Genomic DNA, 16,216 nt, shown 5'->3' with positions numbered 1-16,216 from the left:
ACACATCCGGGCGGCGGGCGGGCGAACCCGAGGTGAACACCGGGCCGACAACACTCCGCGCGCTCCTTCGCGCCCCTCGGGAGGGCCGTTGGAGCACCGGTATTTTTCCGGTCGAATTCTTGTCGTGGACGTGCCCCGGGAGCGCGAGAATCCCGCTCCCGCGCTTCTTGGCCGGTTTCCGACGGCCGCGGCCCAAGGCTCCGGGGCGGGCGGTGGGCCAGGCTGGGGCTTCCGGCGACGATGGGTGGGGGAGACAGCCCTGACCGGGCGGTCCGGCCCTGCGGGGCGCGGCCCGCGTGCCGGGTGGGACGGCCTGTGGCGGCCGGCGACGTGACCCGGCGCACCCGCGTCCGGGCCGGGGAGACCTCGGCGGTACATCTCGGGTGCTGCGGTCCCGGGGCGGGTGGGTCGGGCTCGGGATTCCGGCAGCGATGGGCGGAGGGAGACAGCCCTGGGGGCGGCCCGTGTACCGGGTGGGGCGGACTGCGGTGGGCTCGGCGGGGCATCCCAGGTTCTGCGGTCCCGGCCCAGGTCGGCCCGGGCCGCCCCGGCGCGGCGGGGCGGTCCCGGCCCAGGTCGGCCCGGGCCGCCCCGGCGCGGCGGCGTCGAGCGGGGCAGCCCCCGGAGCCCCGGTCAGCCCACCCACGCTCGACCGGGCCGGGCTCAGCCCGGCTCCATGGCCCCTGCGACCCGACGAGCATCGGCCCGGTGAGCCCCGCGACCCCGGCCCGGCCTCCAGCCCTGCCGGCCCAGGCCCTGGCCTGCCCTCGGCTGCCTCAGCCCGGATCCCAAGGCCTCACAGCCTCGGCCCGACGACCTGGCCCTGCGGCTTCAAGCTGACCGTCCCAGCCCGGCACGGCCCCGCCCCCGACCTCAGCCCGCCGGCTCCAGGAACCCCTGCTCGACCAGCAGCCGGATCTGCGCCGGTGTGCGGTCGCGCAGGACCACGGGGTCCTCGCCCATCAGCTGGGCGATGGCGTCCAGGATGCGGCCGGCGCTGAGCGTGCCGTCGCAGACGCCCGCGAAACCGGCGCCGACCGTGTCCACCTTGGTGGCGCGGCGCATCCCGCGGTGCTGGCGCAGCACCACGTGCTCCGGGTCCTCGGCGCCGGGCAGCCCGACCTGCTCCTGAACCACCTCCGCGGCGAGCTTGAAGTGCCCGGCGAGCAGCGCCGCGTCGTCATGTTCCCGCAGGTAGTCGAGGCGTTCGAAGTGGGCCCGGACCGTGGCTCCGAGCGGCTGTTCGATCGAGTGCGGCCACTCCTCCACGGTGACCGAGGGCTCGGCGGCCCCGGTCCTGCGCAGCGTGATCCAGCCGAAGCCCACCCCCTTGACCTTGCGCGCCTCGAACTCCTCCAGCCAGGCGTCGTACCGCGCCTGGTACTCGGCCGGGCCGGACCGGTGGTCACCGGCGTCCCTCAGCCACAGCTCGGCGTACTGCGTGACGTCCTGCACCTCGCGCTGCACGATCCACGCATCGCACCCGCGCGGCACCCACGACCTGAGCCTGTCCTGCCAGTCCTCCCCTTCCACGTGCTGCCAGTTGGCGAGGAACTGCGCGAACCCGCCCTCGTTCAGCCGCTCCCCCGCTCCTTGAACGAGCGAGCGGCACAGATCGTCCCCGCCCATCCCGCCGTCGCGGTACGTCAGCCGGGCGCCCGGCGAGATCACGAAGGGCGGGTTGGACACGATCAGGTCGTACCTCTCCCCCTCCTTGACGGGCTCGAACAGCGAGCCCTGGCGCAGATCGGCGGCGGGGGCGCCGGACAGTGCGAGGGTCAGCGCGGTGATGTGCAGCGCGCGCGGGTTGAGGTCGGTCGCCGTCACGCGCGTGGCGTGCCGGCCGGCGTGCAGCGCCTGGATGCCGGAGCCGGTGCCGAGGTCGAGCGCCGCGCCGACGGGTGTGCGGACGGTGATGCCCGCGAGGGTGGTGGACGCGCCGCCGACACCGAGGACGACGCTTTCGTCGCGGCTGCCGATGCCCCTCGCGCCGCCGACCGCGCACCCGAGGTCGGACACGATGAACCAGTCCTCGCCGCCGGGCCCGCCGTACGGCCGTACGTCGACGGTCGCGGCGACGTCGCTCCCGGCGGCACCGCCCGGGCGCACCAGCCAGCCGCTCTCCAGACACTCTTCGACGGGCAGCACGCCCGCCACGCGCGCGTGCGGTACCGGCTGCTGCAGCAGGAACAGCCGTACGAGCGCTTCCAGGGGCGTGTCGCCGCGGGTCGCCCTGAGCGCGGGCACGGTCTCGCTGCGGGCCAGCGCCGCGTACGCGGGCGCGCCGAGCAGTTCGAGCAGCCCGTCGGCGGTGAAGGAGGCGCTGAGCAGGGCGTCGCGCAGCCGGGCGGCGACGTCGGGGCGGTCGGCGGACGGCGGGGAGGGCACAGTGGCGTTACTCACGCCCCCCATTGTGACCCGCGGGCCGGGCTCAGCCGGAGGTCGCCGGAGCCGAGGCCGAGGAGGACACCTTCTTGCAGCTCGCCTGCTTGGCGATGGCGTCCTTGACGTCGCCCTGCTCCAGGTTCTGCAGCGCGGCGGTGCCGCTCTGGCTCTGCTTCTGCAGATCCGTCATCTGGGTGGCGATGTCGTGCAGCCCGGTGGCGAACTTGCCCTGGTTCTTCGTGTCCAGCGCGTCGACCTTCTTCTTCAGGTCGGCGTAGGCCGAGGAGAGGTCGCCCAGGTTCTTGACGGCGTCCTGCTGCCGCTTGGCGCCCCCGTCGACCCCGGGAGGCGCCCCGGCGCCGCTGATGGCCCCGGCGAGCGCCTTGTAGCCGTCGGACATGTCCTGGAAGGCCTGGGAGTCGGTCTTCTGGATGGTCGCCGGCGGGTTGGACGTGTCCGAGGCGGTCTTCGTGATGGCGGCGTTGGCGGCCTTGATCTTGGCGTCCTGCGCCGGCACCGCGTCGCAGACCTGCTTGGCCCAGGCGTCCAGCTTGGGGTTGCCCTTGTCGCCGCCGCTACTGCATCCCGTCAACGCCACTGCCAGTACCGCACCGCCGGACAGCGCGGCCGCGAGCTTCTTGTTCACCGGTTTGGTCCCTTCCATGGCTCTCGGCCCCCGGAATCTACACGGCGGACGGCGGACGCCCCAGTAATAACATCCGCTAAGACCGTATTGGCACTGTTTGAACCATGAGAGAAGGCTCACGGTGAGGCGGCGCACACACGTGAAAGCGGGCGGACGGCGCGCCAACACGCGCCCTCCGCCCGCCCCTTGACCAGGGCATCCGTAAGACGGCCTACGAAACCACCGCAGGGTCAGCCGGCTTCGACACCCGTTCCGCGTTTCCCTCCTCGTCCCCCACCGCGATGCCGCGCCGCTTGGAGACGTACACCGAGCCGGCGATCACAAGGAACGCGAGGACCGCGATCGCGATCCGTACGCCGATGTTCTTGTCCGCTCCGTAGGAGAACTTGATCACCGCGGGCGCGATGAGCAGCGACACCAGGTTCATGACCTTCAGCAAGGGGTTGATCGCGGGACCGGCGGTGTCCTTGAAGGGGTCGCCGACCGTGTCCCCGATCACCGTTGCCGCGTGGGCCTCGCTGCCCTTGCCGCCGTGGTGGCCGTCCTCCACGAGCTTCTTGGCGTTGTCCCAGGCACCGCCGGAGTTGGCGAGGAACACCGCCATCAGCGTGCCCGCGCCGATCGCGCCCGCCAGGTACGAGCCGAGCGCACCGACGCCGAGCGTGAACCCGATGAAGATCGGCGCCATGACGGCGAGCAGACCAGGCGTGGTGAGTTCCCGCAGGGCGTCCTTGGTGCAGATGTCGACGACCTTGCCGTACTCCGGCTTCTCGCTGAAGTCCATGATCCCGGGGTGCTCGCGGAACTGCCGCCGCACCTCGTACACCACGGAACCCGCCGACCGCGACACCGCGTTGATCGCCAGCCCCGAGAAGAGGAAGACGACCGCCGCGCCCGCGATCAGGCCGACGAGGTTGTTGGGCTGCGAGATGTCCATGATCAGGCTCATCGGCGCGCCCGGCCCGGACAGCTTCGCACCGACGTCCTGCGCGCCGGTGGTGATGGCGTCGCGGTACGACCCGAACAGCGCCGACGCCGCCAGCACGGCGGTGGCGATGGCGATGCCCTTGGTGATGGCCTTGGTGGTGTTGCCGACCGCGTCCAGGTTGGTGAGCACCTGCGCGCCCGCGCCTTCGACGTCACCGGACATCTCGGCGATGCCCTGCGCGTTGTCGGAGACCGGACCGAAGGTGTCCATGGCGACGATCACGCCGACCGTGGTGAGCAGGCCGGTGCCGGCCAGGGCCACCGCGAACAGGGCCAGCATGATCGACGTACCGCCGAGCAGGAACGCCCCGTACACGCCGAGACCGATCAACAGGGCGGTGTAGACAGCCGATTCGAGACCGACCGAGATGCCGGAGAGGACAACGGTGGCCGGGCCCGTGAGGGAGGTCTTGCCGATGTCCCGCACGGGACGGCGGTTGGTCTCGGTGAAGTAGCCGGTGAGCTGCTGGATCACGGCGGCGAGCAGGATGCCGATGGCCACCGCGACCAGGGCGAGGATCCGCGGGTCGCCGTCCTTGGCCTTGATCGCCGCGTCGGTGACGCCGTCGAGGTCGGCGTACTTGGCGGGCAGATAGACGAAGACCGCGATCGCCACCAGGGCCAGCGAGATCACCGCGGAGATGAAGAAACCGCGGTTGATCGCGGACATGCCACTGCGGTCGGAGCGGCGCGGGGCGACCGCGAAGATGCCGATCATCGCGGTGACCACGCCGATCGCGGGCACCAGCAGCGGGAAGGCGAGCCCGGAGTCGCCGAACGCCGCCTTGCCGAGGATCAGCGCGGCGACCAGGGTCACGGCGTACGACTCGAAGAGGTCGGCCGCCATGCCCGCGCAGTCGCCGACGTTGTCGCCCACGTTGTCGGCGATGGTCGCGGCATTGCGCGGATCGTCCTCCGGAATGCCCTGTTCGACCTTGCCGACCAGGTCGGCGCCGACGTCGGCGGCCTTGGTGAAGATGCCGCCGCCGACACGCATGAACATGGCGATGAGGGCGGCGCCGAGGCCGAAGCCCTCGAGCACCTTCGGCGCGTCGGCCGCGTACACCAGCACCACACAGGAGGCGCCCAGCAGGCCGAGCCCCACCGTGAACATGCCGACGACGCCGCCCGTGCGAAAAGCGATCTTCATGGCTTTGTGCGAGACGGTGGTGAGATCCTTTTCCGGCTCACCCTCCGCGGGAGTCGCTTCCCGGGCCGCCGCGGCTACGCGCACATTGCTGCGCACGGCGAGCCACATGCCGATATAGCCGGTGGCCGCCGAGAACACGGCACCGATCAGGAAGAACACCGACCGTCCGGCACGCTGATTCCAGTCGTCCGCGGGCAGCAGCATGAGCAGGAAGAACACGAGGACGGCGAATACGCCGAGCGTGCGCAGCTGCCGGCCGAGATAGGCCTTGGCGCCTTCCTGGACCGCTTCCGCGATCTCTTTCATGCTGTCGGTGCCCTCGCCCGCCGCCAGCACCTGGCGCACCAGGACGCCTGCGACCACGAGCGCGGCCACCGCGACGGCCGCGATGGCCGCCACGATGATCCGGTTGTCGTCGGTCAGTACTGCGGCTGCGAAGGTTGTGGGGTGGTCCAGCTGATGAGGGGTAGAAAGCCCCGCCATTCGTCCTCCTTGACGCTTGGGCTGAGCTCAAGATGTGGACGGATTCTAGGTACCGGAACCTGATCTAAACAGAGCGCGGTAAGCGGAATTGGCCTTCACCTGCTCTTCAGCAAATGATCGAGATCGCGCCAAAGAACCCGAAAGCGGTAATGCCTCAAAAGCATTGACGCTTGATCAAATTATCGGCGGTTGATCGTGAATTCGTTCACGAATTCCGGCGTGTGTCGACAATAAGACAGAAGGCCGGGGAACGCCAAGGCAGGAAGACAACGCAAAAAGGACCCTGCTGAGCAGGGCCCTTCGGGTGACGCGGGGGTGATGCGGGGTGGCTCAGGCGAGTGCGACGGCCGGCGGGATGGTCGGCCAGGTCATGCGGATCAGCCCGCCGTGCTCCCCGGTGCTGACCTCCACGTCGTCGACGAGGCCGCTGATGACCGCCAGGCCCATCTCGTCCTCGTCGGCCTCCACGTCCGCGTCCGGCGCGGCTCCGGTGGACGTCCCCGGGACCGCGTGCGGTGCCTCGTCGCCGACCTCGATGGAGAACTGTTTCTCCTCTTCGATCAAGGCCACCTTCACCGGCGCCGTGATGCCGACGCTCTGGTGCAGTCCGACGGCACGGGAGCAGGCCTCGCCCACGGCGAGCCTGACCTCGTCGAGGACGGCCTCGTCCACCCCGGCCCTGCGTGCCACCGCTGCCGCCACCAGCCGGGCGGTCCTGACGTGCTCGGGAAGCGCGCTGAAGCGGAGTTCGACGGTGGCCATGCATCCCCCTCGGAACATCGGGTTGCGGTCGGGGGCCGGGCCGCCGAGAGCCCGAGCCCCCTGATGAACTTCTTCCGCCCTGGTGATCAACACCCGGGAAACGGACGGACCGGATCGACCGGACGACCGGGTCGACGGCACACGGCCCCCCAGGGCCCGCGTCCCTCGACGACTCGGTCCCGGCCTGCGGCCCGGGCTCGCCGCCACACCCCGGGCCGTCTCAGCGGCTCCGCAGTGTGTCGTCGGCCCGGGACCGGCCGGTGACCGAGACCGGTCGGGTCACCCGAGTCAGTCGGTTGCCGCCACCGCTTCCTCAACCGAGGTGTGAATCGGGAACACCTTGGTGAGGCCGGTGATGCGGAAGATCTTCAGAATGCGCTCCTGGTTGCAGACCAGGCGCAGCGAGCCCTCATGGGCACGCACCCGCTTCAGGCCGCCGACCAGCACGCCGAGACCGGTGGAGTCGAGGAAGTCCACGCCCTCCATGTCGACGACGAGGTGGAAATTCCCGTCGTTCACCAGCTCGACCAGCTGCTCGCGCAACTTGGGCGCGGTATATACGTCGATTTCGCCACCGACCTCGACGACCGTACGATCGCCGACGGTACGGGTCGACAGGGACAGGTCCACGGATCCTCCAGCACCTTGCTATCGAGCGGTCGCCCCTCGGGCACCTCGGCTTGCGGCCCCCGGGACGCAACGCCAGCCGCGATGGCATTCAATCACTTACCGGCAGGCGTGCACGACGCCTTGGCTCCATTGTCCGTCACTCCAGTGACACACTCGGTGCCGATGGCCAAGAATCACCGAACCGATCGACCCCCGGCGGAGCCCGTGTCCCGGTTCTCGCCGGGCACGGTCCTGGACCGGCTCGCCTCGGGACCGAGCCGGGCCTCGCGCATCACTCATACGGAGCACTTGCCCCCGCGCGCGGGTCGCCATGCCGTTTGGCCTGATCGAATTCGCCCGGAAGTGATTGCAGCCGTACAAGCGTGCGGCATCGAGCACCCCTGGGCCCACCAGGCACTCGCCGCCGAGCACGCCCTGGACGGCGACTCGGTGGTCGTCGCCACGGGCACGGCGTCCGGCAAGTCCCTGGCCTACCTCGTCCCCGTGCTGTCCACCCTCCTGGCCGGCTCGGAGGCGGCGAACGGCCGCGGCACCACCGCCCTGTACCTGGCCCCGACCAAGGCCCTCGCGGCCGACCAGTGCCGTTCGGTGAAGGAACTTTCACAACCGCTGGGTTCCGCGATTCGCCCGGCCGTGTACGACGGCGATACTCCGTTCGAGGAACGCGAGTGGATCCGCCAGTACGCCAACTACGTCCTGACCAACCCCGACATGCTGCACCGCGGCATCCTCCCCTCCCACCCCCGCTGGGCCTCCTTCCTGAAGGCGCTCAAGTACGTCGTCATCGACGAGTGCCACACCTACCGGGGTGTCTTCGGCTCCCACGTCGCCCAGGTCCTGCGGCGGCTGCGCCGACTGTGCGCCCGCTACGGCGCCTCCCCGGTGTTCCTGCTGGCCTCGGCGACCGCCGCCGAGCCGTCCGTGGCCGCCCGCCGGCTGACCGGCCTGCCGGTGGTCGAGGTCGCCGACGACGCCTCCCCGCGCGGGGAGCTCGTCTTCGCCCTCTGGGAGCCTCCGCTGACGGAGCTGCACGGCGAGAAGGGCGCCCCCGTCCGCCGTACCGCCACCGCCGAGACGGCCGACCTGCTCACCGACCTCACCGTTCAGGGCGTCCGCTCGGTCGCCTTCGTACGTTCCCGGCGCGGGGCCGAGCTGATCTCGGTGATCGCTCAGGAACGCCTGGCCGAGGTCGACCGCTCCCTCGCCCGGCGTGTCGCCGCCTACCGGGGTGGCTACCTCCCCGAGGAACGCCGCGCCCTGGAGCGTGCCCTGCACTCCGGGGAGCTCCTCGGGCTGGCCGCGACGACAGCCCTGGAACTCGGCGTGGACGTCTCCGGACTGGACGCCGTGGTGATCGCCGGGTACCCGGGCACGCGCGCGTCCCTGTGGCAGCAGGCGGGCCGGGCGGGCCGCTCCGGCCAGGGCGCCCTGGCGGTGCTGGTCGCCCGCGACGACCCGCTGGACACCTTCCTGGTCCACCATCCCGAGGCCTTGTTCGACCAGCCGGTGGAATCCACCGTCCTCGACCCCGACAACCCCTACGTCCTCGCCCCGCACCTGTGCGCGGCCGCCGCGGAGATCCCGCTGACCGAGGACGACCTGGAGCTGTTCGGGCCCGCCTCGGCGGAGCTGCTGCCGCAGCTGGAGGCCGCGAAGCTGCTGCGCCGCCGTACGAAGGCCTGGCACTGGACCCGCCGGGAACGGGCCGCCGACCTGACCGACATCCGCGGCGAGGGCGGCCGTCCGGTGCAGGTCGTCGAATCCGGCACCGGACGCCTCCTCGGCACGGTGGACGCCTCGGCCTCGCACTCGACGGTGCACGAGGGCGCGGTCCACCTGCACCAGGGGCGCACGTACCTGGTGCGCTCCCTCGACCTGGAGGACTCCGTCGCCCTGGTCGAGCAGGCCGACCCGCCGTACTCGACGGTCGCCCGAGACACGACGTCGATCTCCGTGCTGGAGACGGACATCGAGCTCCCCTGGGGCGCGGGACGGCTCTGCTACGGCTCGGTGGAAGTCACCAACCAGGTGGTCTCCTATCTGCGCCGGCGGGTCATCACCGGTGAAGTGCTGGGCGAGACGAAACTCGACCTCCCTCCTCGAACGCTGCGCACGCGCGCGGTGTGGTGGACGGTCACCGAGGACCAGCTGGACGAGGCCCGGATCAACCCGGAGATCCTCGGCGGCGCCCTGCACGCCGCCGAGCACGCCTCGATCGGCATGCTGCCGCTCTTCGCGACCTGCGACCGCTGGGACATCGGCGGGGTCTCGGTCCCCCTGCACCCCGACACGCTCCTGCCCACCGTCTTCGTGTACGACGGCCACCCCGGCGGCGCGGGCTTCGCGGAGCGCGCCTTCCACACCGCCCGCGGCTGGCTCACCGCCACCCGCCAGGCCATCGCCTCGTGCGAGTGCGACGCCGGCTGCCCGTCCTGCATCCAGTCCCCCAAGTGCGGCAACGGCAACGATCCACTGCACAAGCGGGGTGCCGTGCGGCTCCTCACGGTGCTGTTGCGGGGGGCGCCGGAGGAGAAGCCGGACGAGGAGACGCCGGAGGGGGAACGGCCGCAGGAGCAGAAGCCGGTCCGGCAGGCCCCGCCCGCGATCTGACCTCCGCGGCGAACGGTCCCCGGCCGGACGCCGCCGTCACGTCCGAGGTCTCGCCCACGATCGCGCACCGCACCAGACGTGCCCCCTGGGCCCGCGCCACCCGATCGGCCCGGTCGCAGGCCCCGGTGGTGCCCTCGGCCCAGTGGTCCGCCGCCGCGAGCGCGGCGAGATCGGCGCCGCCGGCCGCGCGATGCCGGACGACGAGGGCCTGCCCGAGGGCGAGGAAGGCGCCGAAGACCACGCACAGCACGGCGATGACGGCGACACTCCAGACGGTGGCGGATCCCCGGTCGCGACGGCGGCCCGAGAAGCGGTCTCTCATGGCCCCGCCTCCGCCCTGGCAGGAGCGGCCGGCGGCCCGGCGCCGACGGTCTCCTCCGCCGCGGCCACGGCCTCCTCCCGCACCTCGAAGGGCAGGCCGGTCAGCACCGGCGGCTTCGCCACGACCGTCACCCGCACCTGTTCACCCTCCCGGGCCACCGTGATCGTAGCGCCGTGCGGTGCCGCCTCACGGGTCACCGCCACCACCGCGTCCGGGGCGTCCTGACGGGCCGCCGCCCGGGCACCGGCGCGCGCGGCGTCCACGCACTGGAGCTGGGCGGCCATCACGAACAACCCCCAGACCAGCGCCATGGTGAACGCCACCAGCACCGGCAGCGCCACGGCCGCCTCCACGGTCACGAACCCGCGGTCCGCGACCCGTCCCCGGGCGCGCCCTCGGTCTCGCACCGGAGCGCGCCCACTCCGGCGTTCACATCCGCGCACTGAGGGCTCGTTTCACGATGTCCTGCAGTTCCGCCCGGACCTGCCCGCTCGTCACGACCTCGTAGAGCAGCATGGCGAACCCCACCGCCGCGACGATGCCCATGGCGTACTCCGAGGTGACCATGCCCGCGTCCCGGCGCCAGCGCGCCCGCAGCCGCCGCCCCGCGTCCTTCGGTTTCTTGCTCATGCCGGACCCCGTGTTCTCGCTCATCTCAACTCCCCTGAGGTTCGTTCCAACGACCACTTGTGATCACTTCGCCGGTTGCTTCATTTCGCGCCACCCCCTCCCACCACCCCGCTCGCCAGCCCGATCACCACGGGCAGCACGCCGACCGCGATGAAGGCGGGCAGGAAGCACAGCCCCACCGGCGCGCTGACCAGAACGGCCGCCCGTCTGGCCCGTGCGGTCGCGGCCCGCGCCCAGTCCGCGCGCGCGTCAGCCGCGAGCCGCGCGACCGGTGTGGCCGCCGGGAGGCCCGACACGTCCGCCCGCTCCAGCAGCCGCGCCAGGGCACCGGCGCCCGGCATAGAGGCCAGCCGGCGCCAGCCGTCCGCCGGTTCGCCGCCCAGGCGCACCTCCGCGGCCCCCTGAGCCAGCGCCTCCCCGACAGGGCCTCCGAGGGCCTCGCCCACGGCCCGGGCGGCGGCCACCGGCCCCGCTCCGGCCGCGATGCAGGCGGCCAGGAGATCGGCTGCCAGTGGGAGTTGGCGGGCGGCCGTCGCGGCGTCGAACCGCGCCGCCCGGTCCGCGTCCTCCCCCTGCCGACTCCGCCACCGCCACAACGCCCCCGCGACCACCAGGCCCACCGCGGCCCCACCGGCGCCACCGACCAGGACCCACCCGGCGGCCACCACCCCGGCCATGGGCAGCCATCGCCGTACGGCACCCCGCACATCGACGGACGGCCGCGGGGGCGGGGGCCGCAAGGCCAGCAGCTCGGCCAGGCGACGCCGCGCCCAGCGCTTGCGCCGCGCCGTCTCCAGTCGCCGTACCAGCCATCCGAGGGCCACGACCACCGAGACGGCCATCCCCAGCCTGTGGACGAATTCGGTGCTCATACCGCCTCCGCCGCGCGCACGATCCGCGCCGACCACCACAGCCCGGCGGCCTCCAACAGGCCGCCGACCAGCAGACATCCCATCCCCGCCCCACTGTGCAGCAGCACGTGCAGCGGGTCGGCGCCCATGGCCGTACCGAGCAGGAGACCGAGGACCGGCAGGGCGGCGAGCATCACCGTCGTGGCCCGCGCGCCCGCCAACTGGGCTCGTAGGTCGGCACGCTGGTCCCGTTCGGCGCGCAGTGCCGCGTCGAGCCGGTCGAGGCCCGCCGCGAGCCCGGCGCCCTGGTCCACAGCCACCCGCCAGCAGGCCGCGAGCCCGAGCAGCCCCTCGGCGCCCGGCTGCCGGGCCGCCCCCGCGAGCGCGCCCGGTACGTCGCCTCCGAACCTCGCCGCCGCGAGCACGGTCGCCTGCGCCTCGCCGAGCCCGCCGGAGTCCCGCGCGGCATACGACAGCGCCTCGCCCGGCTGCCGTCCGGCGCGCACCTCGCCCGCGAGCGCCCCGCACAACGCGATTACCGAGCCCCCGCGCCGCTCACGCGCCCGCCGTGCCTCCCCGGCCAGCCGCAGCCGGCGCAGCACCGGCACCCCGGCCGCCCCCGCGACGACCGGAACGACCGAAGCACCCAGCAGCGCCAGCACCAGCCCGGCGCACAGCGCCCACCACTCGCTCCGCAACCGGCCGCCCAGGCGCCGCAGTTCACCGACGACCTGCCGGGCGGAGGGCGGGCCGGCCCCCACCATTCCGCCGCCCGCGAGCAGCAGCCGTGCCCGCCGCGCCCCGTAGTGCCGTCCGCCCGTCAGCCATGCCGCCGCTCCGACGCACGCCAGAGCGGCACCCATGGCCACCTCACTCGTCGAGACCTCACCCATCTCCCTCGCCTCCTTCGTCACCATGGCCGTTCGCCCCGCCGCCCGGTTCACCTTCGACGTCGCTTCGCAGAAGCCCGCGCAGCCGCTCCCATCCCCGCTCCCGTGCGAAGGCCTCCGGGCCCCAGCGCAGCGCCGGCACCGTGCGCACCAGCCCGGAGGGGCCCCGCTCCAGCACGTGCACCTCGGAGATACGGCGCCGACCGGCCCGGTCGCGCACGAGGTGCAGCACCACCGACAGCGCGGCCGCCAACTGACTGTGCAGCGCGGCCCGGTCGAGCCCGGCGGCCGTGCCCAGCGCCTCCAGGCGGGCCGGTACGTCCGCCGCGGCATTGGCGTGGACCGTGCACGAGCCGCCTTCGTGTCCCGTGTTCAGCGCGGCCAGCAGATGCACCACCTCGGGGCCGCGGACTTCGCCCACGACGAGCCGGTCGGGGCGCATCCGCAGCGCCTGCCGCACCAGGTCCTCCAGAGTGACCAGGCCCGCGCCCTCCTGGTTGGCGGGTCTGGTCTCCAGCCGCACGACGTGCGGATGGTCCGGTCTCAGCTCCGCTGAGTCCTCGGCGAGCACGATCCGTTCGCCGGGTCCGACCTGTCCGAGCAGCGCGCTCAACAGCGTTGTCTTGCCGCTGCCCGTGCCGCCGCTGACCAGGAAGGACAGCCGCGCCCGCAGCAGCGCCCGCAGGATCCGGTCCCCGCCGGGCGGGACCGTGCCCGCGGCGACCAGTTCGCCGAGCGTGAACGCCCGGGGCCGTACCACCCGCAGGGACAGACAGGTGCAGCCGACGGCCACCGGGGGCAGCACCGCGTGCAGCCGGGTGCCGTCGGGCAGCCGGGCGTCGGCCCAGGGGCGGGCGTCGTCGAGCCGGCGTCCGGCCACCGCGGCCAGCCGCTGCGCGAGGCGTCGTACGGCCGCCGCGTCGGGGAAGGTCACGCCGGTGAGTTCCAGTCCGCCGCCGCGGTCCACCCACACCCGGTCCGGGGCAGACACCAGGACGTCGGTGACCGACGGATCGGCGAGCAGTGGCTCCAGCGGCCCGCTGCCCACCAGCTCGGACCGCAACTCGGCGGCGGCTCCGAGGACTTCGGCGTCGCCGAGGACGCGTCCCTGTTCCCGCAGCGCCTGTGCCACGCGCGCGGGTGTCGGTTCTGCTCCGCTCTCGGCCAGCCACCGTCGCACCCCGTCGAGCAACGCAGGGGAGTCCGCCCGTTCGAGCCGGGGAAACGTGCTCATGCGCCACCCGCCTCCACCAGGGCCTGCTCCCAGAACCGTGTGCAGAAGCGCGCCAGCGGCCCGCGGCCGGCCGCGCCGGGCGGTTTGCCGGCGCCGTCCGGGCGCAGCAGCCCTGGTTCGACGGGCACCTCGCCGGCCAGGGGCAGGCCGAGCAGCCGGGCCACCTCGCGGTCGTCGAGTCCCGGCGCGTACGGCCCGCGTACCGCCACTCTGAGATCGCGCAGGACCATGCCGACGGCGGACGCCACCCGTCCGGCCGCCGCGACGGCACGCAGTTCGGCGGGTACGACGAGGAGCGCGAGATCGATCTGGGCGAGCGCCTCGGCGACGCCGTCGTCGAGGCGTCGCGGCAGGTCGACGACGACGGTGCCTCCGCGACGCCGGGCTGCGGCGAGCACCGCCCGCACGGCCTGGGACGGGATGGCGACGCAGTCGCCGCGGTCCCAGCTGAGCACCCGCAGGGAGTGCAGCCGGGGCAGCGACTCCTCCAGGGCACCGCCGCCGACCCGGCCGCGCGAGGCGGCGAAGGCGGGCCAGCGCAGCCCGTCGGCGCTTTCTCCGCCGAGGAGTACGTCGAGTCCGCCGCCGAGCGGATCGGCATCGACGAGCAGGGTGCGCAGTCCCTCGCGCGCCGAGGTGACGGCCAGGGCGCAGGCCAGCGTGGACGCGCCGGCCCCGCCTCGGCCGCCGATGACGCCGACGGTCAGCGCCGGGCGGCCCACGCCCTCGGCGACGTCGGCGATGCGGTCGACCAGCCACTGCTCGCCCTCGGGGAGCATGAGGACGCTGTCGGCGCCGATCTGGACGGCCCGTTTCCAGACGCCGGCGTCGTCCTGGTCGCGGCCGACGAGTACCACTCCCTGCCGGCGGGCGGCCCCGCGGACGCGGTGCGCCGCGTCGTCCCCGACCAGGACGAGCGGAGCCGCCTCCCAGCCGCCGCGTTCCGGTACTCCGTGGTGGACCTCGGGTGTGGCGCCGGCCGCCGCGCACAGGCGCAGCAGGTCGTCGAGGAGTTCGGCGTCCTCGGTGATGATCAGTGGCTGCCCGGCGGTGGCGGGCTGTGGATCATGGGTGGCGGTCTTGGCCATGGCGTGTTCCCCCTTCGCCGCGTCGTGCGCGCAGTCCCCTGCGGCCACGCGATTCCCAAATGTGTGAAGAACCGGCAAGCGGCCTCCATATGAGCGACCGATACAAACCGGCCATAGACGCTCCGGCAAACAGAACCGGCCATGAACTCGCCGCGGTCGGAGCGCGCTGGAATCACGGTGCAGCGATCCCGGAAATCGTGTGGATCTTGGTGGAAAACTGTGGACAACTCAGCGGTTGTGAATATCGCCATCACTCATACCGGTGACCATCACAACCGGCCCCGGTTCGACTTCCGCAGAGCACCGCATTGACTACCGTGAGTAACGGATCTTGGACATGCGGAGACGAGGGCCGCCGCTGGACGCCGACGGCCCGGCAACCGCTTGAAAGGAGAAGAAAACCCACCCGGACATGCGACGACCCCCGCCGGGGGGGAGAGCGGGGGTCGTCCCCACGGCCGACTCGGGGGGGGAGGAGTCGGACCGGGTTAGCACGGTCGCGAACGATCCGTGACTTCCATGGTGTACCCGAGAGCCCTCTCAGGCAAACCCACGCGCCCCACCTTACGCCGAATGGTGGGCGCCTATGCTCAGGGTCGTGGAAAACCACTCCTTGCCCCGCACAGCGGCCTTCTTTGACCTGGACAAGACGGTCATTGCGAAGTCGAGCACACTCACGTTCAGCAAGTCCTTCTACCAAGGCGGACTGATCAACCGCCGGGCCGCGTTGCGTACCGCATATGCCCAGTTCGTCTTCCTGGTCGGCGGACTCGACCACGATCAGATGGAGCGCATGCGCGAGTACTTGTCGACGCTGTGCCGCGGCTGGAACGTGCAGCAGGTGAAGGAACTCGTCGCCGAGACCCTGCACGACCTGATCGACCCGATCATCTACGACGAGGCCGCCTCCCTCATAGAGAGGCACCACACGGCCGGACGCGACGTGGTGATCGTCTCCACGTCGGGCGCCGAGGTGGTCGAGCCGATCGGCGAGCTGCTCGGGGCGGACCGGGTGGTGGCCACCCGCATGGTCGTGGGCGACGACGGCTGCTTCACCGGCGAGGTGGAGTACTACGCCTACGGCCCCACGAAGGCCGAGGCGATCCGGGAGCTGGCCGAGTCGGAGGGGTACGACCTCGCCCGCTGCTACGCCTACAGCGACTCGGCGACCGACCTGCCGATGCTCGAGGCCGTAGGCCATCCGCACGCCGTGAACCCCGACCGTGCCCTGCGCCGCGAGGCACTCGCGCGCGGGTGGCCCATCCTGGACTTCCACCGGCCGGTGCGGCTCAAGAAGCGGCTGCCCACGCTGTCCGTACCGCCGAGACCGACCCTGGTCGCAGCGGCGGCGATAGGAGCGGCGGCCACCGCGGGACTCGTCTGGTACGCCAGTCGGCGCCGCAGCTCAGCGATCTGAACCTGAACCTGAACCTGAAACGGTTTGTGACCGTTTTGGACCTAAAAGTAAAGAACCGTGGGCAGGGGTTCCGCTTGCTCCGGGCGTGCAGTACAAAGGACTTAACGGCCCGCGAGACCGAAGGACATCCG

The 16,216-nt window shown here is 72.3% G+C and carries 14 protein-coding genes; 2 read left to right on the top strand and 12 right to left on the bottom strand.

What is annotated here, in order from left to right; all coding sequences use genetic code 11:
• Nucleotides 1-873 precede the first annotated feature (873 nt).
• The 5 genes from ACH45E_RS10820 to bldG all read right to left on the bottom strand — a co-directional run bounded on the left by ACH45E_RS10820 (nt 874) and on the right by bldG (nt 7,043).
• A complete protein-coding gene (locus ACH45E_RS10820; RefSeq protein WP_361446130.1) occupies nt 874-2,412 on the bottom strand; it encodes a class I SAM-dependent methyltransferase in 1,539 nt (512 codons plus the stop codon).
• Between the two features lie 19 nt (nt 2,413-2,431).
• Nucleotides 2,432-3,049 (bottom strand): small secreted protein, encoded by a 618-nt coding sequence (locus ACH45E_RS10815; RefSeq protein WP_361446132.1) that lies wholly within the window; start codon nt 3,047-3,049, stop codon nt 2,432-2,434.
• Nucleotides 3,050-3,242: 193 nt separating this feature from the next.
• The gene (locus tag ACH45E_RS10810; protein ID WP_361446134.1) at nt 3,243-5,651 is read right to left on the bottom strand and encodes a sodium-translocating pyrophosphatase; all 2,409 of its coding nucleotides are present in this window, start codon (nt 5,649-5,651) and stop codon (nt 3,243-3,245) included.
• Nucleotides 5,652-5,981: 330 nt separating this feature from the next.
• On the bottom strand, nt 5,982-6,413 hold the full coding sequence (locus tag ACH45E_RS10805; protein WP_361446136.1) for an ATP-binding protein: 432 nt from the start codon (nt 6,411-6,413) through the stop codon (nt 5,982-5,984).
• A 288-nt stretch (nt 6,414-6,701) separates the two neighbouring features.
• A complete protein-coding gene (bldG, locus tag ACH45E_RS10800) occupies nt 6,702-7,043 on the bottom strand; it encodes an anti-sigma factor antagonist BldG (protein WP_010986038.1) in 342 nt (113 codons plus the stop codon).
• A gap of 81 nt (nt 7,044-7,124) precedes the next feature.
• Here bldG and ACH45E_RS10795 point away from each other — a divergent pair, with 81 nt between their 5' ends.
• Nucleotides 7,125-9,653, top strand: coding sequence for a DEAD/DEAH box helicase (locus ACH45E_RS10795; protein ID WP_361446138.1), 2,529 nt, complete (start codon nt 7,125-7,127; stop codon nt 9,651-9,653).
• Here the strand turns inward: ACH45E_RS10795 and ACH45E_RS10790 are convergent.
• From ACH45E_RS10790 to ssd, 7 genes are all read right to left on the bottom strand, one after another.
• On the bottom strand, nt 9,544-9,975 hold the full coding sequence (locus tag ACH45E_RS10790; RefSeq protein WP_361446140.1) for an Rv3654c family TadE-like protein: 432 nt from the start codon (nt 9,973-9,975) through the stop codon (nt 9,544-9,546). The two genes, ACH45E_RS10795 and ACH45E_RS10790, sit on opposite strands and share 110 nt — an antisense overlap.
• Nucleotides 9,972-10,334: a TadE family type IV pilus minor pilin gene (locus ACH45E_RS10785; protein ID WP_361446142.1), complete on the bottom strand. Its 363-nt coding sequence runs from the start codon at nt 10,332-10,334 to the stop codon at nt 9,972-9,974. The genes ACH45E_RS10790 and ACH45E_RS10785 overlap by 4 nt, the downstream gene beginning before the upstream one ends.
• Before the next feature lie 70 nt (nt 10,335-10,404).
• On the bottom strand, nt 10,405-10,605 hold the full coding sequence (locus ACH45E_RS10780; RefSeq protein WP_361446429.1) for a DUF4244 domain-containing protein: 201 nt from the start codon (nt 10,603-10,605) through the stop codon (nt 10,405-10,407).
• A gap of 80 nt (nt 10,606-10,685) precedes the next feature.
• Nucleotides 10,686-11,477: a type II secretion system F family protein gene (locus tag ACH45E_RS10775; RefSeq protein WP_361446144.1), complete on the bottom strand. Its 792-nt coding sequence runs from the start codon at nt 11,475-11,477 to the stop codon at nt 10,686-10,688.
• Nucleotides 11,474-12,349 (bottom strand): type II secretion system F family protein, encoded by an 876-nt coding sequence (locus ACH45E_RS10770; RefSeq protein ID WP_361446146.1) that lies wholly within the window; start codon nt 12,347-12,349, stop codon nt 11,474-11,476. The genes ACH45E_RS10775 and ACH45E_RS10770 overlap by 4 nt, the downstream gene beginning before the upstream one ends.
• Complete coding sequence (locus ACH45E_RS10765) at nt 12,342-13,580, bottom strand: TadA family conjugal transfer-associated ATPase (protein WP_361446148.1); 1,239 nt, start codon at nt 13,578-13,580, stop codon at nt 12,342-12,344. Before ACH45E_RS10765 ends, ACH45E_RS10770 begins: the two co-directional genes overlap by 8 nt.
• Nucleotides 13,577-14,668, bottom strand: a complete 1,092-nt coding sequence (ssd, locus tag ACH45E_RS10760; protein WP_361446431.1) for a septum site-determining protein Ssd — start codon at nt 14,666-14,668, stop codon at nt 13,577-13,579. The genes ACH45E_RS10765 and ssd overlap by 4 nt, the downstream gene beginning before the upstream one ends.
• A 586-nt stretch (nt 14,669-15,254) precedes the next feature.
• Between ssd and ACH45E_RS10755 the strand changes: the two genes are divergently transcribed.
• The gene (locus ACH45E_RS10755; protein WP_361446150.1) at nt 15,255-16,085 is read left to right on the top strand and encodes an HAD-IB family hydrolase; all 831 of its coding nucleotides are present in this window, start codon (nt 15,255-15,257) and stop codon (nt 16,083-16,085) included.
• The last annotated feature ends 131 nt before the right edge of the window (nt 16,086-16,216 follow it).

Source organism: Streptomyces sp. NPDC020299, assembly GCF_044387825.1.
Classification (GTDB): Bacteria; Actinomycetota; Actinomycetes; order Streptomycetales; family Streptomycetaceae; genus Streptomyces.
This window is presented reverse-complemented; position numbering and strand designations above follow the sequence as displayed.